We start from the raw sequence: 23,407 nt of genomic DNA on the forward strand, positions 1-23,407 counted from the left end.
TCGCGCAGTGAGGCGTCTGAATCAGTTGCTCAGCAATGCGGCTTCTCAGCATACACGTCCGCCAGTGCACCCTCTGACTGAAAATGTGCAGACGGACAACGGCATCGTCATTGTGGTCAGCGTACCCGATGGCCTTGCCAAACCCTATGTAGATCATCAAGGCCGTATTTGGGTCAAACAGGGAGCAGACAAGCGCCATGTGACATCCCGCGAAGAGATGCAGCGCATGTTCCAACTTGCTGGCCTGGTGTATGCAGATGTGGTGCCAATCGCAGGAACATCATCTGCAGATATCAACAGCCAGGTGTTCCATAACTATTTCAATCGCCGCTACGGTCAGAATGCAGAGTTTGCCGGTCAGCCCTTTGAACAACTGTTGCAAAATATCAGCCTGGGCGATGGCCGCGAGATAAATCTAAGTGGATTGTTGTTATTTGGTCACCAACCGCAGCGCTGGCGACCCGCCTTCGAAGTCAAAGCCGTCGCTTTCCCCGGTACAGCACTGCATGATACCCGCTACCTGGACAGCGAAGATATCGGTGGCACATTACTGGAGCAATATCAGCGCAGTTTTGCCTTTATTCGTCGCAACCTTCGTCATGTTCAAGCCGGTCGGGGCTTTAATACATTAGGGCAACTGGAAATCCCTGAACAGGCACTTGAAGAGCTGTTGGTGAATGCATTAATTCATCGGGACTACTTCACCAGCGCATCGATTCGTCTGATGATATTCGCCGATCGGGTTGAAATTATCAGTCCCGGCCACCTGCCAGATAGCCTGAGCACTGAGGCTATTCGTCGCGGTGCCACCAACCGACGGAATCCTACGCTCACCGAACATGCGGTACATATCCTTCCCTACCGCGGCTTAGGTACCGGTATTCTCCGCGCATTAAAGGATTGGCCAGCGATTGAGCTTATCGACGATGTAACCGCTAACCAGTTCCGGGTGGTTATCAGACGACAACGAACAGAATCTGACACCGGGGAAGTCACCGGGGAAGTCACCGGGGAAGTCACCGGGGAAGTCACCGGGGAAGTCACCGGGGAAGTCACCGGGGAAGTCACCGGGGAAGTCACCGGGGAAGTCACCGGGGAAGTCACCGGGGAAGTGTTGCGATTACTGAGGGTAATCCGAGGAGAAATGAAGCGCTCTGACATCCAGGCTGCTCTGGGGTTGAAGCATGAAGATCATTTCCGCAATACCTATCTTCTCCCGGCACTGGCGAGCAAACTAATAGAAATGACGATCCCGGATAAACCCAGAAGCAGCCGACAGATGTATCGCCTTACGTCACAAGGTGATAGATTGTTAAAACAGCAGGATGCCGAATAGTTCTATGAGCCACATTGGTTCACGGTCTTAATTCCCCACTACCCGCCTCCTCTCCAGCCGCCGCACCCGGCGGCTGGAGCCAATGTAAGTGACCACAAACACCAGCGCAAAGAGCACCACGATGGTCGGCGCGGGGGCGCTGTCGAGGAAGAACGACAGGTAGACGCCGCACAGCGACACCAGCAGCGAAATCACCACCGCCAGCAGCAGCGCTATATGAAAGCGCTGGGTCAGCAGGACCGCAATCGCGCCCGGCGCAATCAGCAGCGAAATCGAGAGAATAATCCCCACCGCCTTCAGCGTCGCCACGATGGTCAGGGAGACCATGCACAGCAGGCCGTAGTGCAGCCAGCGGGTGGGCAGGCCGCTGACCTGAGCCTGCAGCGGATCGAAGCAGAACAGCAGGAAATCGCGCCACTTTACCGCAAATACCAGCACGATAAACCCTGCGATTGCGGCGGTCTGCATCATATCGTCGCCGTTAACCCCCAGCATATCGCCGAACAGGATATGGTCGAGGTGGACCTCCGGGCGCAGGGCGATGTAGAGGATCAGCCCGCTGGCGAACATGCCGGAAAAGACGATGCCCATCACCGTATCCTGCTTGATGCGGCTGTTGTCCTTCAGGTAGCCGGTGGCCAGGGCGCAGAGCAGCCCGGCGGCAAACGCCCCGGCGCCGAGCGGCAGACCGAACAGCCACGCCAGCACCACGCCGGGAAAGACCGCGTGGCTCATGGCGTCGCCCATCAGCGCCCAGCCCTTCAGCACCAGGAATACCGACAGCAGCGCGCAGGGCACGGCCACCGCCAGGGCAATGAGCAGCGCGCTGCGCATAAAGGCAAACTGCAGCGGCTCCAACAGCATGTTCATCATGGCTGCACCTCCAGCGCCCGGCGGGCGCGGCGGCGGCCGGCCAGCAGGCCGTGCTGCGGCGCGAAGATGAAGGCCAGCAGGAACAGCAGCGTCTGCGCCACCACGATAATGGCGCCGGTGGCGCCGTCGAGGTAGTAGCTGGCCCACGCCCCGAGAAAGCTGGTAATGCTGCCGATGGCGACGGCAATCAGCAGCAGCCGCGGGAAGCGGTCGGTCAGCAGCCACGCCGTGGCGCCGGGGGCCACCACCAGGCTTATCACCAGGAAGGCGCCCACAGTCTGCAGGGCGGCGACGGTCGAAACCGCCAGCAGGGTAAAGAACAGCACCTTCAGCCGCCCCGGATGCAGGCCGATGGCGCGGGCGTGATTTTCATCAAAAAAGGTCACCAGCAGATCTTTCCACTTAAAAAACAGCACGATTGTCGATACCGCGCCGATTATCGCCAGCTGGCGGATATCCTCCGGCGCAATGGCCAGAATATTGCCCAGCACGATAGTCTGAATATTCACCGACGTCGGGTTAAGCGACACCATAAACAGGCCGAGACCAAAGAAAGAGGAGAAGATCAGGCCAATGATCGCATCCTCCTTCAGCCGGGTGCGCTGATTGAGAAACAGCATACTGGCCGCCGCCAGGCCGCCGGAGAAAAAGGCTCCCAGCGAGAACGGAAGACCGATCATATAAGCCCCGGCCACGCCGGGCACGATGGCGTGCGACAGCGCATCGCCGATCAGCGACCAGCCCTTGAGCATCAGGTAGCAGGAGAGAAAGGCGCACAGCGCCCCGACCATTGCCGATACCCACATGGCGTTGAGCATATATTCATAGCCAAACGGCTCCAGCAGCGCGCTCATGAGTTCCCCTGCGTTCGGTGGGCAATAAAGGGGCACTCATCGTCGGTAGCGATCCGCTCTTCGCAACCGCTCAGCACCGCGTGGCGCAGCACGCCGCTGAAGGCGCGCTCAAGGTTGTCGGCGGTAAAGGTGGTCTCCGTCGGGCCGCTGGCCAGCACGGTGCCCTTCACCATCACCGTGTAGTCGCAAAACGCCGTTACCGAGCCGAGGTTGTGGGTCGACACCAGCATGGTTTTGCCCTCATCGCGCAGCTCCCTCAGCAGGCTGATAATTTTGGCCTCGGTTTGCACGTCCACGCCGGTAAACGGCTCGTCGAGCAGAATAGCCTCGCCCCGCTGGGCGATGGCGCGGGCCAGAAAGACGCGCTTTTTTTGCCCGCCGGAGAGCTCGCCTATCTGCCGGTGGCGAAACGCCGCCATATCGACGCGCTCCAGCGCCTCGCTGACGATGCGCTTGTCCTCAGCGCTGGCAATACGCAGCAGGCCCATGTGGCCGTAGCGGCCCATCATCACCACGTCCTCCACCAGCACCGGAAAGGACCAGTCCACCTCTTCCGACTGCGGCACATAGGCCACCAGGTTCTTGCGCAGGGCCTGGCGGGTAGGCAGCCCAAGAATGGAGATACTGCCGCTCGCCAGGCGGACAAAGCCCATAATGGCCTTAAACAGCGTGGACTTGCCGGATCCGTTGACGCCGACCAGCGCGGCAATTGAGCCGCCGGGAAGGCAAAAGCTGGCGTCGTGCAGCGCCGTGTGGCCGTTGCGATAGGTCACGGTGACGCCGGAGACGGTAATGCCTGACGACGAATTCATGACTTATCCTTCATGCCGTCTTTCAGACCCTGGACCAGCGTACCGGTCGTGACCCTGAGCAGATCGAGATAGGTCGGTACAGGGCCGTCTGCGGGACTCAGGGAGTCAACGTAGAGTACGCCGCCGTAGTGGGCGCCGGTTTCGCGGGCAACCTGGCGCGCGGGTTTATCGGAGACGGTGCTTTCGCTAAATACCGCCGGGATGTGATTTTTCTTCACCAGGTCCACGACCTTGCGCACCTGCTGCGGCGTCCCCTGCCGATCGGCATTAATTGGCCACAGGTAAAGCTCCTTCAGCCCCAGATCGCGGGCCAGATAGGAGAATGCCCCTTCGCTGGAGACCAGCCAGCGCTGCCCTTCGGGGATAGTGTCCACCTGCTGGCGCAGCGGCGTGACCATTTGGGTTATCTGCTCTTTGTAGGCTTGTGCATTGCGCTTATAGGTGTCGGCATTCGCCGGATCGTACTTCACCAGCGCGTCGCGGATGTTGTTGACGTAGATAAGCGCATTGTCGGCGGACATCCACGCGTGGGGGTTCGGCTTGCCGTTATAGGGCCCTTCGCTGATGCCCATCGGCGTAACGCCGGCGGTAACAATCACTTCCGGTACGCCGCTGAGGTGCTGATAGAAACGTTCGAACCAGCGCTCCAGGTTCATGCCGTTCGCCAGGATCAGCTGGGCGCCCTGGGCGCGTTTAATGTCGCCAGGCGTAGGCTGGTATTCATGAATTTCAGCACCCGGTTTAGTAATGGAACTCACCTCGGCGGCGTCGCCGGCGACGTTTTTGGCCATATCCGCAATCACCGTGAAGGTAGTGATGACCTTAAACTTCGCCTGCGCCCATGCCGGAGCGGCGCAGAGCGAAGTAAGAGTGGCTCCAAGAAGCAAAGCCCTGATGCTGACAATCGGGAACATGGTGACGCCTCCATAGCATGGTTAAATAAAGCGCATTTATAGCCTGTGCTATTTTTTATAGCACAGGCTATTTTTAAATGAAAACAATTATCATTTGATATGCGTTAAAATCGTTAAGGGAATGAAGTTCAGGTAATCGTGCGGCGACCGTTTCATCAAAAATTCGTGAACGAACAAACTGGTTTTAATAAGGAAATGTAAATCTTCTGGCAGAAACCTATTCAGCCCTGTTATTCCACATTTAAACCTCATTAGTTTGAGCAATAATAGATCTATCATTTACCCTTCACTGACCATTAATCACGGAGCGACATAATGGCAACGCACTTCGCAAGAGGGATTTTGAACTACGGGCACCTTCTGCCTGCGCGGCTTACGCCCGCCTGCCACAGCCGGGCCAGACAGCTGCCCGCACACCGGCGAACGCGCTTTCTCGCGTCCCGCTCTCTGCTGGCCGAGCTGATGTTCATGCTCTACGGTATTAATGAGCTTCCCACTATCATCACCCGACCCGATGGCAAGCCGGAGTTTATGGAGAGCAGCCATCCGCGCTTTTCCATCGCCTATGCCGGCAATATCGTGGGCGTGGCGCTGACCACCGGCAGCGAATGTGGCCTTGGCATGGAACTTCAGCGCGCGACGCGCAGCGTTTACCCTGCCGGCAGCGCTGAAATCGCGGAGTTCAGCAGCAATGAGCAGCTGTGGATCAGAAACCAAAACGATCCCAGAGAAGCAAAAGCGCAGATACTGACCCTGCGCCAGAGTGTGCTAAAGCTGAACGGCGATATTCATAACCATGAACGGCTGCAGCTGCTGCCGGGCTCTGGCCGACTGCGGGCGACAAATATGCAGCCGGTTGAGGCGATTTGCGATGCTGAGGATGTGCTGGTGTGGTCTGTTGCCGTCACGCCCGTGATTGAGCGCCTGAAGGTCTGGGAATTTGACAGCCATACCGGCTGGCGCGGATTACCCGATATGCAGCTCCGGGCCAGTGAACCCTCTGCCCGGCTAATGCGCTTCACCAGCCTGCCGGGAGAGAGAACACCTATACTCAGTTAATACACCATGATGAAAAGGAGTAGTCATGTCAGAGGCATTGAAGATTGTTACGCTACTGGGAAGCCTGCGCAAAGGCTCTTTTAACGGCATCGTCGCCCGCACGCTGCCAAAAATTGCCCCCGAGGGCATGAATATCAGCGCACTGCCGTCTATCGACGCTATCCCGCTGTACGATGCCGATATCCAGGAAGAAGAAGGATTCCCGCAGCGGGTCGAAGAGATTGCCGCCCTGATCCGCGAAGCGGACGGCGTGGTGATCGTCACCCCGGAGTACAACTACTCGGTGCCCGGCGGGCTAAAAAACGCTATCGACTGGCTATCCCGGCTGCCGGCACAGCCGCTGGCAGGCAAGCCGGTGCTGATCCAGACCAACTCGATGGGCGCCATCGGCGGCGCCCGCTGCCAGTATCATCTGCGCCAGATCCTCGTTTTCCTTGATGCAATGGTGATGAACAAGCCCGAATTTATGGGCGGGGTTATCCAGAATAAGGTCGACCCTCAGACCGATGAGGTGGTGGATCAGGCGACGATTGAACATCTTACCGGCCAGCTGAGCGCCTTCGCGCAGTATATCCAGCGCGTTAAGGCGTAAAAAAAACCGCAGACGACAAGTCTGCGGTTTTTTCTTTTCTGATGCTATCAGGCGTCGATAAAAACAATCTTCAGCACGAACAGCAGGGCGACGATAAGTACGCACGGGCTGAGGTCGCGGAAGCGGCCAGTACCGATTTTCATCACGCAGTAGGAGATAAAGCCCAGCGCAATGCCCTCGGTGATGGAGAAGCTGAACGGCATCATCACCGCCGTGATAAACGCCGGCACCGCCTCGGTGAGATCGTCCCACTTCACGCGCGCCAGGCTGGAGGTCATCAGCACGCCGACGTAAATCAGGGCGCCCGCCGCGGCATAAGGCGGCACCATGCCCGCCAGCGGCGAGAGAAAAATCACCAGCAGGAACAGGATCCCCACCACCACCGCGGTCAGGCCGGTGCGACCGCCGACGGAGACGCCGGAGGTGGATTCAATATAAGCAGTAACCGATGAGGTGCCGAGGAAGGAGCCGGTGACCGACGAGATGCTGTCCACATACAGCGCCTGCTTCATGCGCGGGAACTTGCCCTTTTCATCGGTCAGACCGGCTTTATCGGTGACGCCCATCAGGGTACCGGAAGAGTCGAACAGATTAACCAGCATAAAAGAGAAAATCACCCCGGCGAGTCCGACGTTCAGCGAACCGGCGAGGTCAACGTGGCCAATCACAGAGGTCACGCTCGGCGGTGTGGAAATGATGCCGCCGTAGTGAACATCGCCGAGCATCAGGCCCAGCAGGGTCGTGACAATGATGGAGATCAGCACCGCCGCATGGATATTGCGCGACGCCAGGATAGCGATAATGAAGAAGCCCAGCACGCCCAGCAGCACGCTGTGGGAGGTCAGCTTGCCAATGCTCACCAGCGTGTCGGCGTTGGAGATGATCACGCCCGCATTTTTCAGGCCCATCATGCCGATAAACAGACCGATACCGCTGGTGATCCCCACCCGAAGGCTGACCGGAATGTTGGCAATCATCCAGTAGCGTACGCGGAAAATGGTCAGCAGCAGCAGCCCCACGGCGCCCCAGAAAATCGCGCCCATACCGACCTGCCACGGCAGGCCCATCGCCTTGACCACCACGAAGGCAAAGAAGGCGTTCAGCCCCATCGCCGGCGCCAGCGCCACCGGCAGGTTAGCAAACAGCCCCATCAGAATGCTGCCAAAGGCGGCAATCAGGCAGGTGGTCACAAAGACGGCGCTGGTGTCCATGCCAGCCACGCCCAGAATCTGCGGATTCACAAAAACGATATAGACCATCGTCAGGAAGGTGGTGAAACCCGCGATGACTTCGGTGCGCGCCGTGGTTCCGTGAGCGCGGAGTTTAAACACGCGCTCAAGCAGCCCCTGGCCCGAAGCCTGGGTTGTATTTTGTTGGCTCATCTTCTGGTTCCAGACAAAGGAGGGAAAAATTTCGTCGCTATCCTATACCAAAATGCGACAATAAGGGCACCTGCGGTCCACTTTTTTTCATTGATTTTGCTTATACGGCAACGATTGCGTCGGGCTAATTTTATTACGAAAACGTTAAACTTGAGATAACAGGAAAGAGCATGTCCGGTATTGAGGCGGTATTTTTTGACTGTGACGGCACGCTGGTGGACAGTGAAGTGATCTGTTCCCGCGCCTATGTACACATGTTTCAAACGTTCGGCATTACCCTCGAGCTCGAGGAGGTCTTCAAGCGCTTTAAGGGCGTCAAGCTGTACGAAATTATCGACATCGTTAACGATGAGCACGGCACTCACCTGAACAAATCCGATCTGGAACCGGTTTACCGCGCCGAAGTGGCGCGCCTGTTTGACAGCGAACTGGAAGTCATTCCCGGCGCTGAGGCATTACTGGATACCATTAAACTGCCAATGTGCGTCGTCTCAAACGGTCCGGTCAGCAAAATGCAGCATTCGCTGGGCAACACCGGCATGCTGCACCACTTCCCGGAGAAGCTCTTCAGCGGCTACGATATCCAGCGCTGGAAGCCGGACCCGGCGCTGATGTTCCACGCTGCCATGGCGATGGACGTTAATGTTGAAAACTGCATTCTGGTCGATGATTCAGCCGCCGGCGCGCAGTCGGGGATCGACGCAGGGATGGAGGTGTTCTACTTCTGCGCAGACCCACACAATAAACCGATTAAACATCCCAAAGTAACGATATTCAGGCATCTGAATGAGCTGCCCGCGCTGTGGAAAGCGCGCGGCTGGGACATTACGCGTTAAAATTACAGCAAAGTACCTGGTGCGGCACTTCACCGTACCAGGCTGGAGTATGTTCAGCCAAACTTTTTAACCAGTGTGGCTACAATCTCAGCCAGAGATTCAATTTGCCCATCACTCAATGCTGAAATAGTAATTCTCAGACCTTGTGCTGATTTGTTAACGTTGAATCCTTCCGCAGAGCGAAGCAGCCACCCTTTCTTCATTGCCTCGGTCACTATCTGCTCGCTGCCATTTTTTAGCGGGATCCAGACATTGAGGCCACCATGCTTGTCGGAGATATTGATACCGTGCCGCTTTAATTCAGCAGTAAATTTCTCTCTACGGCGCCAGTATTCATTTTTAGCATACTCAATTTTTTCCATGACCTCCGGCGACGATAATCCCCCCTGAACCATATCCTGAAGAATGTGGCTAACCCAGCCAATACCAGGAGACAGGCGCTGCTGAAGGCGTAATGCTGTCTCAGGATCGCTTGCCATCAGAGCGACTCTGAGATCCGGTCCAAAAAATTTGGATACGGTGCGTACTAATGCCCAGTGGCGCGCATCTGCGGGAATAATTGAATGATAATCACTACTGGAAAGAAGTGAGAAATGGTCGTCTACCACTATCAGCACCTGTGGATATTTGGCCAGGAGATCGCGTATCTCTCCAGCACGCTCTTTAGAGAGAGCCCAGCCTGTCGGGTTCTGAGCCCTGGGTGTGATGATGACCGCTTGGGCTCCCCTGGATAAGGCTTTTGAAAGTAGCGCTGTATTCATACCCTCTTCGTCAACAGGCACACCTACCGCTTTGTAGCCATTCGTTTTAATGGTACTGATGCTGGAAAGAAAACAGGGTTCCTCAACCACTACGCGATCGCCAGCAATGAGATAGGCTCTAAGAAGACGCTCAACAGCATCCACGGCACCATGAGTGACTGATAGCTCATGCTCTTCAGGGACACCATCATCGAGCCATTTTTTTCCGATTTTTCTTAATCCAGAAGAGACACTGGCTTCACCATACAATTTAGGAGTACTGTCGATTGAGCGGGCCAGCAGTATTGGGTCCGGTAGAAACTCCGGGCCAGGGTTACCGCCAGCAACATCGATTAATGCCATATCCGAGACAAACCCTTCACGGTCTGCATCTCCAGTCACTTGATTTATAACGGTTCCATTCCTTCCTCGGGTAGTGGCAATACCCGCTACTACCAGTTTCTGATAAGCGGAAGAAACCGTATTGCGATTAACACCAAGCATCTCGGCAAGGTCCCGAATCGGGGGCAAAGAGTCATTGGGCTTGTAGTTACCCTTCCTTACCTGCTGACGTATGTATTCAAAAATCTCATTGGCTGACTTCAACATTGTATTGACCTATGACAAAAGCGTTGATAGGATCTCTCCCGACAAAGGATAGAGCTTCTTGAACATTGTAACGTATAAGTAGTAGTTAGTTATCACTTTAAAAGCGCTCATAACTGTTTGGTCGGAAAGACAGTGATGCCCGGCTAGTACGGCTGGCAATATTATTGAGAAGCATGTGCTTCACTATGAAATGACTATCACCAGGAGACTTAAAGATAGGACATAGATCTTAAAGCACAGAGTTACTTTCTCTATTGAGCCGAGAAAATGAATGCCGAGCTATAGAGGGTAACAAAACGGTTATGTCTTAAAAGATAATACAAAAATAGTAGAACAATAAATCTCATCACAGCGGATATCATATTATCATAAAAAACGTAACGAACTCACTGTCATTAATAAATAACGTCAGTGACTATTATAAACAAAACCTTCACTTTCATTATTATATAGAGTGAAGTGCTTATTCATATAAATAATAACTACGTTATATTCACTACCATTTCTAACAATGGCAGCAAATAGCGATAGCCATTATTTACATAAAGACCATGATTGTTAATTTACATCAATTTAACAACCATTCCTGGATTGTTACTTGAAATAAAGAAGGATGGCATTTAAAACAAATAGTCATCTCGTTGTTGTTTATTTAAATATGGTAAAAAAAATGAAATTCAAAGTATTAGCAGTGGCCCTAGTAGCAGCTTTTGGAATTAACGCAGCACATGCAGAAGGCGAAGATGGCGGTGGAAACACGCCAGGTAGCGTAACGGCGCAGGCCGTAGCAACCTGGTCGGCCACGGCAAAAAAAGATACTACCAGCAAGCTGGTTGTTACGCCGCTGGGCAGCCTGAGCTTCCAGTACGCTGAAGGCGTTAAGGGCTTCAACACTCAGAAAGGTCTTTTTGACGTCGCTATCGAAGGCGACACTACCGCACAGTCTTTTAAACTGACCTCTAAGCTGGTTAGCAATACTTTGACGCAGCTGGATAACTCCGGTTCAACCCTGAGCGTCGGCGTTGACTACAACGGAACTGAAGTCAACAAAGATGGCGATACCCCGATGATTGATACCGCTGCGGGCGTTCTGGGTGGCAATCTGAGCGCGCTGTCTAACGGCTACAACCAGGCTGGACGTACAACTGCGCAGGACGGCTTCACTTTCTCCATCATCAGCGCGACCACTGACGGTACTACCGCCGCCACTGACTTCAGCACTCTGCCGGAAGGTATCTGGAGCGGTGACGTTAGCGTTCAGTTCGACGCAACCTGGACCAGCTGATTTCTGCCATACCAAAGCAGGGATTTATTCCCTGCTTTTTCTTAAGCAAGTGAATACCTATGAAAAAGTATATCCTGGCCACCAGCATGTTATTTTTTACCACCACTTCAGCATTAGCGCTGGATGTGGGGGATATCTCTTCGTTTATGAATAGCGATAGCAATGTTTTAAGCAAAGAGATAAAAAACACAACTGACAGCGGACGTTTAATTAACATTCACCTAGAGCGATTATCATCTCCGCTGGAGAATGGACACGTTATTCCTATGGACAGGAAGGATGAGGTTTTATTTACTCCGGGTAGTCTTTTAATGCCGGCAAAAGCCAGCGACGTCGTCCGCTTTTTCTACAAGGGGCCGGAGGATGATAAAGAGCGTTATTATCGTATTGTCTGGTTCGATCAGGCATTAAGCGATGCCGATAAGAACAGTTCAAAACGTAGTGCCGTGGCCACAGAGTCTGCTCGCATTGGCACTATTCTGGTTATCGCCCCGCGTAAGGTGAATTTCAGTTACAAATACAACAGCGGCACTCTTATTAATACTGGTAATGCCACTATGCATATTCTGGCATACGGCCCGTGCCTCAAACCTTCAGAAGATAAAGAAGGTAAAGGCTGTAAAGAAAACTATTATCTGATGCCGGGTAAATCGCGACATTTCACTCACGTCAACACCAACGATCAAAAAGGTCGGGTAGCCCTCTGGCAGGGTGAGCAATTCGTACCCGTAAAATAGATTCTCGTATACACGGAATTATTGTATGTCGATTGAGCTGAAGTCGCTCCTTACCTCTGGTGCGCTCTGTGTATTTTTACCTCTTAGCGTCTCAGCCGCCCCGGGACAAATCCAGCAAATTGGCGGTGTAATCATTCCTCAGGCATTTAGTCAGGCTCTGCAGGACGGGATGAGTATACCGCTGTATATCCACCTGGAAGGAAGCTCAGATATCAAAGACGATCAGAGGCTTGGAGAGGCGTTTATCTGGCTTGATAATGGCGTCCTGCGGATCCGCAAAATTCAGCTTGAAGAAAACGACAGCAATACTACCGTCAGTGAAGAGACCCGTAAAACGCTTTTAAGTATGTCAAACAGCTCGTTCGATGACAAACTACGCGTGGATCTTTCCCCAAATGCCCACCTGGAACTCAGCCTTCGACAGCTGCTGCTGCAGCTTGTTGTTAGCCGGGAGGCTCTGGGAACCGTGCTGCGCGAACGAAGTGCTGATATTGGCCAGTCAAGCGTCGATAAGATAAGCAGTACCCTGAACTATGATTTGGGTATCTACAACAACCAGATGCGCAACGCGGGCAGCAACACCTCAAGCTATCTTTCATTAAATAGCATCAGCGCCCTGCGCGAGCACCACATTGAGCTGAACGGTTCCCTGTACGGGATGGGCAGCGGCGATCAGCAAAAAGAATTGTATAAGGCGATGTATGAGCGTGACTTCGCCGGACATCGTTTTGCCGGGGGTATGCTCGATACGTGGAACCTGCAGTCCCTCGGTCCGATGACCGCACTCTCTGCGGGTAAGATTTACGGTGCATCCTGGGGTAACCAGGCCAGCTCAACGGTGTTCGATAATACGCAATCCGCCACGCCCGTAGTGGCCTTTCTGCCTTCTGCGGGCGAAGTTCATATCAAGCGCGACGGGCGTCTGGTCAGCGTGCAAAACTTCACCATGGGTAACCACGAGGTGGATACCCGCGGGCTGCCTTACGGTATTTACGATGTCGACGTCGAGGTCGTGGTCAACGGCAAAGTCGTCACCAAGCGCACCCAGCGGGTCAATAAGCTCTTTACCCGCGGCCGCGGAGCCGGTGCGCCGCTGGCCTGGCAGTTCTGGGGCGGTAATTTCCACATGGACCGCTGGTCGGAAAGCGGCAAAAAAACGCTGCCGGCAAAAGATAGCTGGCTGCTCGGTGCTTCCGCCTCAGGTTCGGTTAACGTTCTTACCTGGGCCGCAACCGGCTACAGCTTTGATAATACGATGGTCGGTGAAACCCGCCTGACGATGCCGGTTACCAGCGCCCTCAACGTTAACCTCCAGACGATGCTGGCCAGCGACGGCTCCCGGGGCGAGATCGGCAGCATCAGCGCGAGTCTGCCCGGCGGCTTTAGCTCTATCTGGCTGAACCAGGAAAAAGTCAGCACCGGGGATCGCATTCGCCGCAGCGACTCGGATAACCGCGCAATCGGCGGTACGCTGAATTTAAGCCCTCTGTGGTCGCGGCTGGGGACCTTTAGCGTCAGCTATAATGACGATCGTGAATATGACAGCCGCTATTACACCGCCGACTACTACCAGTCTGTGTACAGCGGTTCCCACGGCTCGCTCGGGCTGCGCCTGGGGCTTCAGCGCAACAACTACAACGGCAGCACTTCGGGTACCGAAAAATATATTGCGCTGGATCTCTCTCTGCCTATGGGCAACTGGTTCAGCGCCGGCGTTACCCATCAGAACGGCTACTCCATGCTCAACCTGTCGGCGCGCAAACAGTTTGCCGAAGACAGCGCGATCCGCACCATTGGCGCGAACGTGTCCCGATCGCTCTCCGGCAACACCGGCGGAGATAGGACCATGAGCGGCGGCGGCTACGCACAGTTTGAGACGCGCTATACCAGCGGGACCTTCAACGTGAACAGCAGCACCGACGGCTACGTGAATACCAACCTGACGGCGCACCGTACCGTCGGCTGGCAGGGCAAAAATATCGCCGCCAGCGGCCGCACCGACGGTAATGCCGGGGTGATCTTTAATACTGGCCTGGAGAATGACGGCAAGCTGAGCGCCAAGATTAATGGCCGGGTGATGCAGCTGAGCGGTAAGCGCAACTATCTGCCGCTGCCGTCATACTCGAAATATGACGTAGAGCTGGAAAACAGCAAAAACTCAATGGACAGCTACGATATCGTCAGCGGGCGCAAAACCCACCTGACGCTCTATCCGGGCAACGTTGCCGTGATCGAGCCGGAGGTGAAGCAGATGGTGACCGTATCCGGGCGTATTCATGCCGAGGATGGCTCGCTGCTGTCCAACGCACATATTAATAACCACATTGGTCGCACCCGTACGGATAGCAATGGTGAGTTCGTTATGGATATCGATAAGAAGCATCCGACCATTGACTTTAACTACGGTAAAAATCAGAGCTGCGAAGTCGATCTGGAGTTGAGTAAGGCTCGCGGCGCTGTCTGGGTAGGCGACGTGATCTGCAGCGGACTGAAAGACTACGCCAGCGTACAATCAGCAGGAGAAGGTAATGAAAGCTAAGTGGCTGGGATCTTTGATCCTATTAAGCCTTTTGATGTTTAATAGCTATGCTCATGCCCAACTAAATAAAAAAGTTGATGGTGATGCAACGCCAGTAAAATTTGTTTTTGTCGAAAATGATAATGATGATAACTATTTCGTTACGCCTGGTGGTGTATTAGACCCACGAATGACAGGAGCCAGTGACTGGACCGGTTTGAAAGCAGATGGTACAGGTTTTAATTATCAACAAAGCCTTGGATATATCAATGATGGTTTTAACAGGCCACTTACTGCAAATAATAAATTTGATATGTGGATTGAAAACTCCCCAGCATCAAATCCTTTATTAGGTTTACGTTGTATAAACTGGTATAAAGGTTGCGATATGGCAACCAGCCTGATTCAACCAAAAGCTACTGATAATAATGGATTTTATGGCGTTACCGTACCCTCCGGCGGAGCAATGTGGATGCACGGAATGATATCGGGATCGCTTTATCAATACCTTCAACAAATCCCTGTTGGCGGTAGCTTCAGCATGATTATAAACACCTGTCAGACCTCTGCTGATTAAGATGCCAGCAGCGGGGCTCGCTGTATAGACCAGGCCTCCGGCGAGTGGCATGCGCGCCGGGTTACGCATACAAAAGGCGCCCATCTCAAGCTATTAAACACGGGTGCCCTATCCGATATCTATGTCAATAGCGATGGCGTTCCGACGCTTGGCGAAGGTAATATTGATTGTAAAATTCAAACCATCAATGGCCTCAATGGCGTTAGCTGTAAAATGATCAGCTATAATTTACAAGTCAATGGCTTGAGCAACTCATCAATTCATATTTTCCCTTCAATTAACAATAGTAATCTTGCATCAAAGATCTCTTCTGGTGATATGCAATTCAGCCTTGATGGCAACTCATGGAAAAAGGTTAACGGTATATCACAATATTATACCTTTAACGAAATGAAGAGTAGCAGTGCTGTTTACCTTTTCTTCTCAAGCAATTTCTTTAAACAGCTGGTAGGGCTCGGTTTAAGTGATATAAACACCAAGAACCTGTTCAACTTCCGATTTCAGAACACTACCTCGCCAGAATCAGGTTGGTACGAGTTTTCTACCTCAAGCTCTATTGATATAAAACCACGAGACTTCAGCGTCAGCATCATTTCCGATGAGTATACTAGCAATCCCCACCATGAAGGTAATGTTGGCGAGGGTAATCCATCACTGGATTTCGGCTATATTGTGACTACCAGCGGTAAAACGAAAGCAGATGAGGTTCTCGTTAAGGTCACCGGCCCGGCGAAGGACATCGGCGGGCGCTCATACTGTATTTTCAGCTCGCCAGACAATAAAGAGAAAGTCCCCTTTCCGGCCACCCTCTCCTTCTTTACGATGAGCGGTGATAGTAAAAGCTACGACACGGGCTGCGACGATAAATGGCACGACATGACAGATGCCATGTGGACCAGCTCCCCCTGGAACGACAGCTCCGGCGCGAAGGGTGAATTCGACAAGGCCAACGTCAAGTTTTCGATCCAGATGGATGATAAGATCTCGCAGAAAACCGTGGAAAATAATGAATGGTTTGGTGAAGTCAGCGCTTCAGGAGAGATTCATGTTAAGGCAACGTGGCGTCATATTAACTAAAGCCCGGCAGGCGCTGCTGTGCCTGCTTATCCTCGCGGCGCCCCCGGCGGCGCTGGCGATTTCGGTCGGTAATCTGACCTTTTCCATGTCGCCCGATGACAGCTTCGTCGCCAAGCGGGTGCTGAATAATAACCAGAGCGCACGGCTGTACGAAGTCTCGGTGGTCGGTATCGACAGCCCCAGCGAGAAAGAGATCCAGACCCGGCCCGCCGACGGTGAGCTGCTGTTCTCTCCTAAGCAGATGACGCTTCAGCCTGGCCTTGGCGAGTATTTCAAGTTCTACTATAACGGCCCTAAGGATGACCGCGAGCGCTACTATCGCGTCTCCTTCCGGGAAGTGCCTACCAGCAATCACGTGATGCGCAATTCGGCAAATTCGCAGATCAGCATCGATCCCGTGGTGATTATCGATACCATCCTGGTGGTTCGTCCTCGCCATATCGATTTTAAATGGACCTACGATCGCGCCACCGGAACCGTCAGGAATACCGGCAACACCTGGTTTAAGCTGCTGATTAAGCCCGGCTGCAGCACCACGGAAGAAGAGGGTGACGCGCGCTATTTACGTGCCGGGGATGTCGTTCAAAACCAGGGGCTGCGGGAGGCGGGAAACCACTATATCGTTTTTAACGACAAGTTTATTAAGATCTCAGACGACTGCCAGCGCGATTAAGCGCCCACGCACCTGCCGCAGTGAACCGCGGCAGATGCGCTGACATTTACTCCTTCGGATCTTTTCCCGCCAGCAGTTTGTCCAGCTCGTCGCCGCCGACGTGGCGGAAATCCTGCCCCTTCACGAAGTAAAAAATGTACTCGCAGATATTCTGGCAGCGGTCGCCGATGCGCTCGATAGAGCGGGCGCAGAACAGCGCGGTCAGCACGCTGGGGATCGTACGGCTATCCTCCATCATATAGGTCATCAGCTGGCGGACAATGCCCTCATACTCCTGATCGACCTTCTTATCCTCACGGTAGATGCGTATCGCCTCGTTAAGATCCATGCGCGCAAAGGCGTCCAGCACGTCGTGCAGCATCTGCACGGTGTGGCGGCCCAGGGACTCGAGGCTGACCAGCAGCGGCTGGTGCTGCTTAGAGAACTTCTCCAGCGCGGTGCGGCAAATTTTATCCGCCACGTCGCCGATGCGCTCCAGTTCGGCGATGGTTTTAATGATCGCCATTACCAGCCGCAGATCGCTGGCGGTAGGCTGACGCTTGGCGATGATGCGCACGCAGGCTTCATCGATCGCCACCTCCATCATGTTGACCTGCTGGTCGCCATCAATCACCCGCTTCGCCAGCTCGCTATCCTGGTTGTGCATGGCGGTAATGGCGTCCGACAGCTGCTTCTCCACCAGCCCGCCCATGGTCATCACCTGGGTGCGGATATGCTCCAGCTCGGCGTTGAACTGACCGGAAATGTGCTTGTTGAGGTTCAGATTATCCATGTTGTCTCCCGATCAGCCGTAGCGGCCGGTAATGTAGTCTTCGGTTTGTTTTTGCGCCGGCTTGGTGAACAGATCGTCGGTGTTGCTGAATTCGATCAGCTCCCCGAGATACATAAACGCCGTGTGATCCGAGCAGCGGGCGGCCTGCTGCATGTTGTGGGTCACGATAACCACCGTATAGTCCTGCTTGAGCTCGGTGATCAGCTCTTCGATGCGGCCGGTCGAAATAGGGTCGAGCGCCGAACAGGGTTCATCAAGCAGCAGCACTTCCGGACGAATGGCGATGCCGCGGGCGATGCACAGGCGCTGCTGCTGGCCGCCGGAGAGCGAGTAGCCGCTCTGGTGCAGCTTGTCTTTGGTTTCGTTCCACAGCGCCGCCTTAGTGAGCGCCCACTGCACGCGCGCGTCCATATCGGCGCGGGAGAGCTTCTCGAACAGGCGCACGCCGAAAGCGATATTGTCGTAAATCGACATCGGGAACGGCGTCGGCTTCTGGAAGACCATGCCGACACGGGCGCGCAGCAGGGCGATATCCTGGGTATTGGTGAGAATATTGTCGCCATCAAGCAGGATCTCGCCTTCCGCGCGCTGCTCAGGATAGAGCGCAAACATCTTGTTAAAGGTGCGCAGCAGGGTCGATTTACCGCAGCCGGACGGACCGATAAAGGCCGTTACCTGGTTTTTGGCAATATCAAGATTGATGTTCTTCAGGGCATGGAATTTGCCGTAGTAGAAGTTCAGATCGCGAACTGAAATCTTACCCGGATTGCCGTTAGCCATACTCATTTTACTCTTTCCTTATCCGGCGCCGCGTCTGCCGCGCCGTAAAAATTAACCGTGTTTCTGCTTCGCGAAAATCACGCGCGCCAGAACGTTCAACAGAAGTACGCACAGGGTGATGATCAGCACCCCGGCCCAGGCCAGCTGCTGCCATTCGGCAAACGGGCTCATGGCAAACTTAAAGATGGTCACCGGCAGATTGGCGATGGGCTGCATCATGTCGGTGCTCCAGAACTGGTTAGAGAGCGCGGTAAACAGCAGCGGCGCCGTTTCGCCGGCAATGCGCGCTACCGCCAGCAGTACGCCGGTCATGATCCCGGAGACGGAAGCCTTTAGCGTAATCGCCGAGATCATCTTCCACTTTGGCGTACCGAGGGCGTAGGCGGCCTCGCGCAGGCTGTCCGGCACCAGCTTGAGCATATTCTCGGTGGTGCGGATAACGATGGGCACCTGCAGAAGCGCCAGGGCAATAACGCCCGCCCAGCCGGAAAAGTGCTGCATCTGCGCTACCACCAGCGTGTAGACGAACAGGCCGACCACAATAGAGGGCGCGGAGAGCAGAATGTCGTTAATAAAGCGGATCACCTCGGCAAGCCACGACTTGCGGCCGTACTCGGCCAGGTAGATCCCGGCCATAATGCCCAGCGGCGTGCCGAACACCGTGGCCCAGAGGATCAGCAGGCCGCTGCCGGCCAGCGCATTCGCCAGGCCGCCGCCGGCGGTATTCGGCGGCGGCGTCATTTCAGTGAACAGCGCCAGCGACATGCCGTCGATGCCGCGGGTCACCGTGGAGAACAGGATCCACACCAGCCAGAACAGACCAAAGGCCATGGTCGCCATCGACAGGGTCAGGGCGATACGGTTTTTCATCCGCCGGCGGGCCTGCATCTTGCGGCGCGACGTATTCAGCGCCTCGCCGGTCTGCATTTCAATCGTCGCCATCAGCGCGCCCCCTCACTTTTAGCCAGCCGACGCACCATCAGCCTGGAGATAGCCAGCACGATAAAGGTGATCACAAACAGAATCAGTCCCAGCTCCATCAGCGCGGCGACGTGCAGTCCGGACTCTGCCTCGGCAAATTCATTTGCCAGCGCCGAGGTGATGCTGTTGCCGGGCATATAGAGCGAGGCGCTGTCCAGCTGGTAGGTGTTGCCGATAATAAAGGTTACCGCCATCGTTTCGCCCAGCGCGCGACCGAGGCCAAGCATCACCCCGCCGATCACGCCATTTTTGGTGAACGGCAGCACGATGCGCCAGATAACTTCCCAGGTGGTACAGCCGATGCCGTAGGCGGATTCTTTCATCATCACCGGCGTCTGCTCGAACACATCGCGCATAACGGCCGCAATGTAGGGGATGATCATGATAGCCAGAATGACGCCTGCGGCCAGCAGCCCGATGCCGAACGCCGGACCAGCGAACAGCGCGCCGACGAAGGGGATCGCCGACAGCACATCACCGACAGGCTGCTGAAAATAGGTGGCAAACAGCGGGGCGAAAATAAACAGTCCCCACATGCCGTAAACAATACTCGGGATCGCCGCCAGCAGCTCAATGGCGATGCCCAGCGGACGCTTCAGCCAGCCTGGCGCCAGCTCGGTCAGGAACAGGGCGATACCGAAGCTCACCGGGACGGCGATCAGCAGGGCGATAAAAGAGGTGACCAGCGTGCCGTAGATAGGCACCAGCGCACCGTAGATATCGTTCGGCGCATCCCACTCTTTAGTCCACAAGAAAGAGAAGCCAAACTTCTGAATGCTCGGCCAGGAGGAGAATATCAGCGAGACGATAATGCCGCCCAGCATCAATAGCACAATCAGCGCCGCCAGCTTAACCAGCGCGCTGAATATGATGTCGCCCTTTTTACCCGGTGGGTTAAAGGCAGGCTTGGTTGCAGCCATAGGTTACTCTTCGTTAACGTTATCTTGCGTGTTTCCCCTCCCCCAGATGGGAGAGGGAAAAGCGAGGCTTAATATAAAGCTTTACCGCTGCTGTCTTTCACGCTGGTTTTCCAGGCGGCGCGCACCTGCTCAACCACACTCTCCGGCAGGGTAGCGTAGTCCAGCGCATTCGCTTCTTTGGCGCCGTTCTTGTAGGCCCAGTCAAAGAATTTCAGCACTTCGGTACCCTGCTGGGGACGCTTCTGATCTTTGTGCACCAGGATAAAGGTGGTGGAGGTAATCGGCCAGGCATCATCACCCTTCTGATTGGTCAGGTCCTGGGCGAAGGATTTGCTCCAGTCGGCGCCTTTTGCCGCGTTGGCGAAGCTCTCTTCCGTCGGGCTGACCGGCTTACCGTCGGCTGAAACCAGTTTGGTGTAGGTCAGGTTGTTCTGCTTAGCGTAGGCATACTCAACGTAGCCGATGGAGCCCGGCAGGCGCTGAACAAAGGCGGCTACGCCGTCGTTGCCTTTACCGCCAAGGCCGGTCGGCCAGTTGACGGTAGTGCCGGAGCCGATTTTCGATTTCCACTCATCGTTCACTTTCGCCAGATAGCTGGTAAAGACAAACGAGGTGCCGGAGCCGTCGGCGCGGCGCACCACGGCGATATTCTGCGACGGCAGCTTTTTGCCCGGGTTAAGCTTAGCAATCGCCTCATCGTCCCATTTTTTGATTTTGCCCAGATAGATATCGCCCAGGGTCTTGCCGTCCAGCACCAGATCGCCGGACTTGAATCCCGGCAGGTTAACCGCCAGCACCACGCCGCCAATCACGGTCGGGAACTGAAACAGGCCTTCCTGATTCAGTTTTTCGTCGGAGAGCGGAGCGTCAGAGGCGCCGAAATCAACGGTGTTAGCCGTAATCTGCTTTACGCCGCCGGAGGAGCCGATACCCTGGTAGTTGACCTTATTGCCGGTCTCTTTCTGGTAGGTATCCGCCCATTTGGCATACACCGGCGCGGGAAAGGTTGCGCCCGCGCCCGTCAGGCTTGCTGCCGCCAGGGCAGAGAAAGCGCTCATGGATAAGGTCGCGGCGACAACCGTTGCGACAGTGGTACGCATAGCTTTCATAGTGTCTCCTGCAGGATTCCGTAAATCGTTGTTTGATTTGCCACGTTGAGCAAAATAGGACAACTGGATGACAGTTATATGCAGGAAATGTGACGGTTTAATGACAGTACATATACGCTAAGATGTCTCCCGCCAGTCATACCGTTCCCCGCCCGGGCGGGAGCCGGCATTATCTACGTTTCAGCCCGCTGAAATTTCCGGATCTTTACAAAGGAAGCGCGCGTTAACGCGGTGATGACGGACTCAAATAACACCAAAACGTATTGATTCTCATTTTCATTTAAACTAATGTCAGATGCGTCTATCAGACGTAAACAGATGTTACTGCACGAAACGGCGGATGTTTATCTCACGCTGGCTCAGGCAAAGGAAATTAAAATGGAGACAGGAATGAATCTTACCCTAAAGTCCCTGGCAGCGTTTATCGTCGCTCTCTCGCTGCCGCTTGCACACGCGGCAACCGCCGCCGGCGAAATCCCCCCCGCACAGCAGAGCGCAGCCGCTCACGTCATGCAGAAAGAAGTAGCCTCCGCAGTCTATGAACTGGCCTACAGCCCGACCCACAACGCTCTCTTCGTCCTCGCTCCCGTTCGTTTTAACGATCTTAAAAGCGGGAAGAAGCCCCAGGTTATTATTCTCAATGGCGATACGCTTGCGCTTGAGGGCGCCTATGACCTGCCGGCCCCCGGGTTTGGCGTCGTACTGGATGACAGCAGCAACACCTTATATATCGGCACCGGCGATGCTTCGGTCATTGCCTGGGATACGGTAGCGCATAAAGTGAAGGGCGAAGTGAAGCTTGCGGGGCCGGGTAAAGAGATAAATAAAGCAAGCGGTAAACCTTATCCAACGCATTCCCTGCGCCAACTGTGGCTGGATACCAGCAATCAGCGTCTGTACATTCCCGGTCTGAGCTGGAAAGGGTCGGTACTATATGTCATTGATACCAAAACGTTCAGCCTGGTTAAGACGGTTGAAGGTATGGGCTCTATGCCAACCGGTATTGCCCAGGAGCCCAACGGCGGAGATATCTTCCTGACCAACTGGCAGCATGAAATGATCGTGGTGGACAGCCGTACGCTGACCGTCAAAAAGCGTTTTGCGATTACGACCGATCAGCCGCTGTTTCTTGCCTGGAATGCAGAGCGCAAGGAAGTACTGGCCGTTGATGAGGGAATGGAAAAAATTTACGGCATGCTGAAGCAACAGGCGGAGGAGAGCGGCAAAACCTATCAGCCGACGTCGTCCGGCAGTGCCCTGGTAGTTCTGGATCCCGAAAGCGGAAAAACGCGCCGCACGATTCCAACCGGTAAGTATCCGATCGCGGTAAAAGTCGATGATAAAGCCGGACGTATTTACGTCACCGGACGCGGAGACGGCACGGTCAGCGTCTACAGCACCCGCGATTATCGCCTGCTGAATAAGGTTACGCTGGGGGCGGCGCCAAACAGTATTGCGATAAATCCTGAGCAGGGCAGCATTTTCGTCAGCATCAAACGTGGCGAAGAGGATAAAAAAGCGGATAAAGAGAAGGTTGCTAAAATCGGCTTTTAATAACACGCTCTTCTTAACGGTGAAAAAACCGCTGCGTCATCTGTTGACACAGCGGTTAATATTATACGTTTTGACTTAAATTTTGTCGCTGAGTTAATGCGCCCTCATTTTACGTGCTGCAACAGAAAGCCGCATAGTTATTCGGTAAATGACAAAGCGGGTAAATGCAGGGGCGCTCATAATTTCTGTGGCAAGAAAATGAATATAAAGACAAACATAATCAATAAGTTACAATAAAAAAGAAATTAAAATTTTAGTTTATTTGCGCAATTTTTATCTGAGACACCAATCACATCTAGATGTGATTATTCGATTTTCGCTGCGCTTATCATTCTGTCAGATTTATTTCCATTCTAAAGAATGCGTTTTTCCGCCAAAATATTTTCATTCTACTATCGCAGATGCATTGAATAAAAT

General features: G+C 54.2%; 20 protein-coding genes and 1 pseudogene. 10 read left to right on the top strand and 11 right to left on the bottom strand.

Features of this window, described 5'->3' with window-relative positions; all coding sequences use genetic code 11:
* The coding region (locus ENGE1_RS20530; protein ID WP_064360678.1) for a Fic family protein at positions 1 to 1,336 on the top strand (1,336 nt) is incomplete at its 5' end.
* Positions 1,337 to 1,363: 27 nt separating this feature from the next.
* Here the strand turns inward: ENGE1_RS20530 and ENGE1_RS20535 are convergent.
* The 4 genes from ENGE1_RS20535 to ENGE1_RS20550 are packed head-to-tail and all read right to left on the bottom strand — an operon-like array spanning position 1,364 to position 4,789.
* Complete coding sequence (locus tag ENGE1_RS20535) at positions 1,364 to 2,209, bottom strand: metal ABC transporter permease (protein ID WP_048253554.1); 846 nt, start codon at positions 2,207 to 2,209, stop codon at positions 1,364 to 1,366.
* On the bottom strand, positions 2,206 to 3,063 hold the full coding sequence (sitC, locus tag ENGE1_RS20540) for an iron/manganese ABC transporter permease subunit SitC (RefSeq protein ID WP_048253553.1): 858 nt from the start codon (positions 3,061 to 3,063) through the stop codon (positions 2,206 to 2,208). The genes ENGE1_RS20535 and sitC overlap by 4 nt, the downstream gene beginning before the upstream one ends.
* Complete coding sequence (locus tag ENGE1_RS20545) at positions 3,060 to 3,875, bottom strand: manganese/iron ABC transporter ATP-binding protein (protein WP_048253552.1); 816 nt, start codon at positions 3,873 to 3,875, stop codon at positions 3,060 to 3,062. The genes sitC and ENGE1_RS20545 overlap by 4 nt, the downstream gene beginning before the upstream one ends.
* The gene (locus tag ENGE1_RS20550) at positions 3,872 to 4,789 is read right to left on the bottom strand and encodes a metal ABC transporter substrate-binding protein (protein ID WP_043081420.1); all 918 of its coding nucleotides are present in this window, start codon (positions 4,787 to 4,789) and stop codon (positions 3,872 to 3,874) included. Before ENGE1_RS20550 ends, ENGE1_RS20545 begins: the two co-directional genes overlap by 4 nt.
* Positions 4,790 to 5,104: 315 nt before the next feature.
* On the opposite strand from ENGE1_RS20550, the gene ENGE1_RS20555 reads away from it, so the two are divergent.
* Positions 5,105 to 5,848 (top strand): 4'-phosphopantetheinyl transferase family protein, encoded by a 744-nt coding sequence (locus tag ENGE1_RS20555; protein WP_043081421.1) that lies wholly within the window; start codon positions 5,105 to 5,107, stop codon positions 5,846 to 5,848.
* 25 nt (positions 5,849 to 5,873) lie between these two features.
* The gene (locus ENGE1_RS20560) at positions 5,874 to 6,440 is read left to right on the top strand and encodes an NADPH-dependent FMN reductase (protein ID WP_043081422.1); all 567 of its coding nucleotides are present in this window, start codon (positions 5,874 to 5,876) and stop codon (positions 6,438 to 6,440) included.
* A 47-nt stretch (positions 6,441 to 6,487) separates the two neighbouring features.
* Here ENGE1_RS20560 and ENGE1_RS20565 read toward each other — a convergent pair whose 3' ends face one another.
* Positions 6,488 to 7,822, bottom strand: a complete 1,335-nt coding sequence (locus tag ENGE1_RS20565) for an NCS2 family permease (RefSeq protein WP_043081423.1) — start codon at positions 7,820 to 7,822, stop codon at positions 6,488 to 6,490.
* Between the two features lie 170 nt (positions 7,823 to 7,992).
* Between ENGE1_RS20565 and yieH the strand changes: the two genes are divergently transcribed.
* Positions 7,993 to 8,658, top strand: a complete 666-nt coding sequence (yieH, locus tag ENGE1_RS20570) for a 6-phosphogluconate phosphatase (RefSeq protein ID WP_048253551.1) — start codon at positions 7,993 to 7,995, stop codon at positions 8,656 to 8,658.
* A gap of 53 nt (positions 8,659 to 8,711) precedes the next feature.
* Here yieH and ptsJ read toward each other — a convergent pair whose 3' ends face one another.
* Positions 8,712 to 10,007 carry a MocR-like B6 salvage transcription factor PtsJ gene (gene ptsJ, locus ENGE1_RS20575; RefSeq protein ID WP_048253550.1) on the bottom strand — a complete coding sequence of 432 codons (1,296 nt, stop codon included), beginning with the start codon at positions 10,005 to 10,007 and terminating at the stop codon, positions 8,712 to 8,714.
* 670 nt (positions 10,008 to 10,677) lie between these two features.
* Here ptsJ and ecpA point away from each other — a divergent pair.
* From ecpA to ENGE1_RS20600, 5 genes and pseudogenes are all read left to right on the top strand, one after another.
* Positions 10,678 to 11,292, top strand: a complete 615-nt coding sequence (gene ecpA / locus ENGE1_RS20580) for a common pilus major fimbrillin subunit EcpA (RefSeq protein ID WP_048253549.1) — start codon at positions 10,678 to 10,680, stop codon at positions 11,290 to 11,292.
* A gap of 59 nt (positions 11,293 to 11,351) precedes the next feature.
* Positions 11,352 to 12,029 carry an EcpB family pilus assembly chaperone gene (locus ENGE1_RS20585; RefSeq protein ID WP_048253548.1) on the top strand — a complete coding sequence of 226 codons (678 nt, stop codon included), beginning with the start codon at positions 11,352 to 11,354 and terminating at the stop codon, positions 12,027 to 12,029.
* A gap of 25 nt (positions 12,030 to 12,054) precedes the next feature.
* Positions 12,055 to 14,568 carry a CS1-pili formation C-terminal domain-containing protein gene (locus ENGE1_RS20590; RefSeq protein ID WP_064360679.1) on the top strand — a complete coding sequence of 838 codons (2,514 nt, stop codon included), beginning with the start codon at positions 12,055 to 12,057 and terminating at the stop codon, positions 14,566 to 14,568.
* A gap of 34 nt (positions 14,569 to 14,602) precedes the next feature.
* Positions 14,603 to 16,201, top strand: a pseudogene (gene ecpD, locus ENGE1_RS20595) (fimbrial adhesin EcpD).
* Complete coding sequence (locus ENGE1_RS20600; RefSeq protein WP_048253545.1) at positions 16,170 to 16,874, top strand: fimbria/pilus periplasmic chaperone; 705 nt, start codon at positions 16,170 to 16,172, stop codon at positions 16,872 to 16,874. The pseudogene ecpD and the gene ENGE1_RS20600 overlap by 32 nt, the downstream one beginning before the upstream one ends.
* A gap of 46 nt (positions 16,875 to 16,920) precedes the next feature.
* Here the strand turns inward: ENGE1_RS20600 and phoU are convergent, their stop codons facing one another.
* The 5 genes from phoU to pstS all read right to left on the bottom strand — a co-directional run bounded on the left by phoU (position 16,921) and on the right by pstS (position 21,436).
* On the bottom strand, positions 16,921 to 17,646 hold the full coding sequence (gene phoU / locus ENGE1_RS20605; protein WP_043081425.1) for a phosphate signaling complex protein PhoU: 726 nt from the start codon (positions 17,644 to 17,646) through the stop codon (positions 16,921 to 16,923).
* A 12-nt stretch (positions 17,647 to 17,658) separates the two neighbouring features.
* Positions 17,659 to 18,432: a phosphate ABC transporter ATP-binding protein PstB gene (gene pstB / locus ENGE1_RS20610; protein WP_043081426.1), complete on the bottom strand. Its 774-nt coding sequence runs from the start codon at positions 18,430 to 18,432 to the stop codon at positions 17,659 to 17,661.
* A gap of 45 nt (positions 18,433 to 18,477) precedes the next feature.
* On the bottom strand, positions 18,478 to 19,368 hold the full coding sequence (gene pstA, locus ENGE1_RS20615; protein ID WP_043081427.1) for a phosphate ABC transporter permease PstA: 891 nt from the start codon (positions 19,366 to 19,368) through the stop codon (positions 18,478 to 18,480).
* Complete coding sequence (gene pstC, locus ENGE1_RS20620) at positions 19,368 to 20,327, bottom strand: phosphate ABC transporter permease PstC (protein ID WP_043081428.1); 960 nt, start codon at positions 20,325 to 20,327, stop codon at positions 19,368 to 19,370. The genes pstA and pstC overlap by 1 nt, the downstream gene beginning before the upstream one ends.
* A 68-nt stretch (positions 20,328 to 20,395) precedes the next feature.
* Positions 20,396 to 21,436 carry a phosphate ABC transporter substrate-binding protein PstS gene (pstS, locus tag ENGE1_RS20625; RefSeq protein ID WP_043081429.1) on the bottom strand — a complete coding sequence of 347 codons (1,041 nt, stop codon included), beginning with the start codon at positions 21,434 to 21,436 and terminating at the stop codon, positions 20,396 to 20,398.
* Between the two features lie 390 nt (positions 21,437 to 21,826).
* Here pstS and ENGE1_RS20630 point away from each other — a divergent pair, with 390 nt between their 5' ends.
* Positions 21,827 to 22,990, top strand: a complete 1,164-nt coding sequence (locus ENGE1_RS20630) for a YncE family protein (RefSeq protein ID WP_048273163.1) — start codon at positions 21,827 to 21,829, stop codon at positions 22,988 to 22,990.
* The last annotated feature ends 417 nt before the right edge of the window (positions 22,991 to 23,407 follow it).

Origin of the sequence: Pluralibacter gergoviae ATCC 33028 = NBRC 105706, from assembly GCF_001598855.1 — a bacterium.
GTDB classification, from domain to species: Bacteria; Pseudomonadota; Gammaproteobacteria; order Enterobacterales; family Enterobacteriaceae; genus Pluralibacter; species Pluralibacter gergoviae.

Bases quoted from the DNA above. Each gene is read 5' to 3' on its own strand.
- ENGE1_RS20535 (WP_048253554.1), bottom strand. From the start codon at position 2,209: ATGATGAACATGCTGTTGGAGCCGCTGCAGTTTGCCTTTATGCGCAGC.
- sitC (WP_048253553.1), bottom strand. From the start codon at position 3,063: ATGAGCGCGCTGCTGGAGCCGTTTGGCTATGAATATATGCTCAACGCC.
- ENGE1_RS20545 (WP_048253552.1), bottom strand. From the start codon at position 3,875: ATGAATTCGTCGTCAGGCATTACCGTCTCCGGCGTCACCGTGACCTAT.
- ENGE1_RS20550 (WP_043081420.1), bottom strand. From the start codon at position 4,789: ATGTTCCCGATTGTCAGCATCAGGGCTTTGCTTCTTGGAGCCACTCTT.
- ENGE1_RS20555 (WP_043081421.1), top strand. From the start codon at position 5,105: ATGGCAACGCACTTCGCAAGAGGGATTTTGAACTACGGGCACCTTCTG.
- ENGE1_RS20560 (WP_043081422.1), top strand. From the start codon at position 5,874: ATGTCAGAGGCATTGAAGATTGTTACGCTACTGGGAAGCCTGCGCAAA.
- ENGE1_RS20565 (WP_043081423.1), bottom strand. From the start codon at position 7,822: ATGAGCCAACAAAATACAACCCAGGCTTCGGGCCAGGGGCTGCTTGAG.
- yieH (WP_048253551.1), top strand. From the start codon at position 7,993: ATGTCCGGTATTGAGGCGGTATTTTTTGACTGTGACGGCACGCTGGTG.
- ptsJ (WP_048253550.1), bottom strand. From the start codon at position 10,007: ATGTTGAAGTCAGCCAATGAGATTTTTGAATACATACGTCAGCAGGTA.
- ecpA (WP_048253549.1), top strand. From the start codon at position 10,678: ATGAAATTCAAAGTATTAGCAGTGGCCCTAGTAGCAGCTTTTGGAATT.
- ENGE1_RS20585 (WP_048253548.1), top strand. From the start codon at position 11,352: ATGAAAAAGTATATCCTGGCCACCAGCATGTTATTTTTTACCACCACT.
- ENGE1_RS20590 (WP_064360679.1), top strand. From the start codon at position 12,055: ATGTCGATTGAGCTGAAGTCGCTCCTTACCTCTGGTGCGCTCTGTGTA.
- ENGE1_RS20600 (WP_048253545.1), top strand. From the start codon at position 16,170: ATGTTAAGGCAACGTGGCGTCATATTAACTAAAGCCCGGCAGGCGCTG.
- phoU (WP_043081425.1), bottom strand. From the start codon at position 17,646: ATGGATAATCTGAACCTCAACAAGCACATTTCCGGTCAGTTCAACGCC.
- pstB (WP_043081426.1), bottom strand. From the start codon at position 18,432: ATGAGTATGGCTAACGGCAATCCGGGTAAGATTTCAGTTCGCGATCTG.
- pstA (WP_043081427.1), bottom strand. From the start codon at position 19,368: ATGGCGACGATTGAAATGCAGACCGGCGAGGCGCTGAATACGTCGCGC.
- pstC (WP_043081428.1), bottom strand. From the start codon at position 20,327: ATGGCTGCAACCAAGCCTGCCTTTAACCCACCGGGTAAAAAGGGCGAC.
- pstS (WP_043081429.1), bottom strand. From the start codon at position 21,436: ATGAAAGCTATGCGTACCACTGTCGCAACGGTTGTCGCCGCGACCTTA.
- ENGE1_RS20630 (WP_048273163.1), top strand. From the start codon at position 21,827: ATGAATCTTACCCTAAAGTCCCTGGCAGCGTTTATCGTCGCTCTCTCG.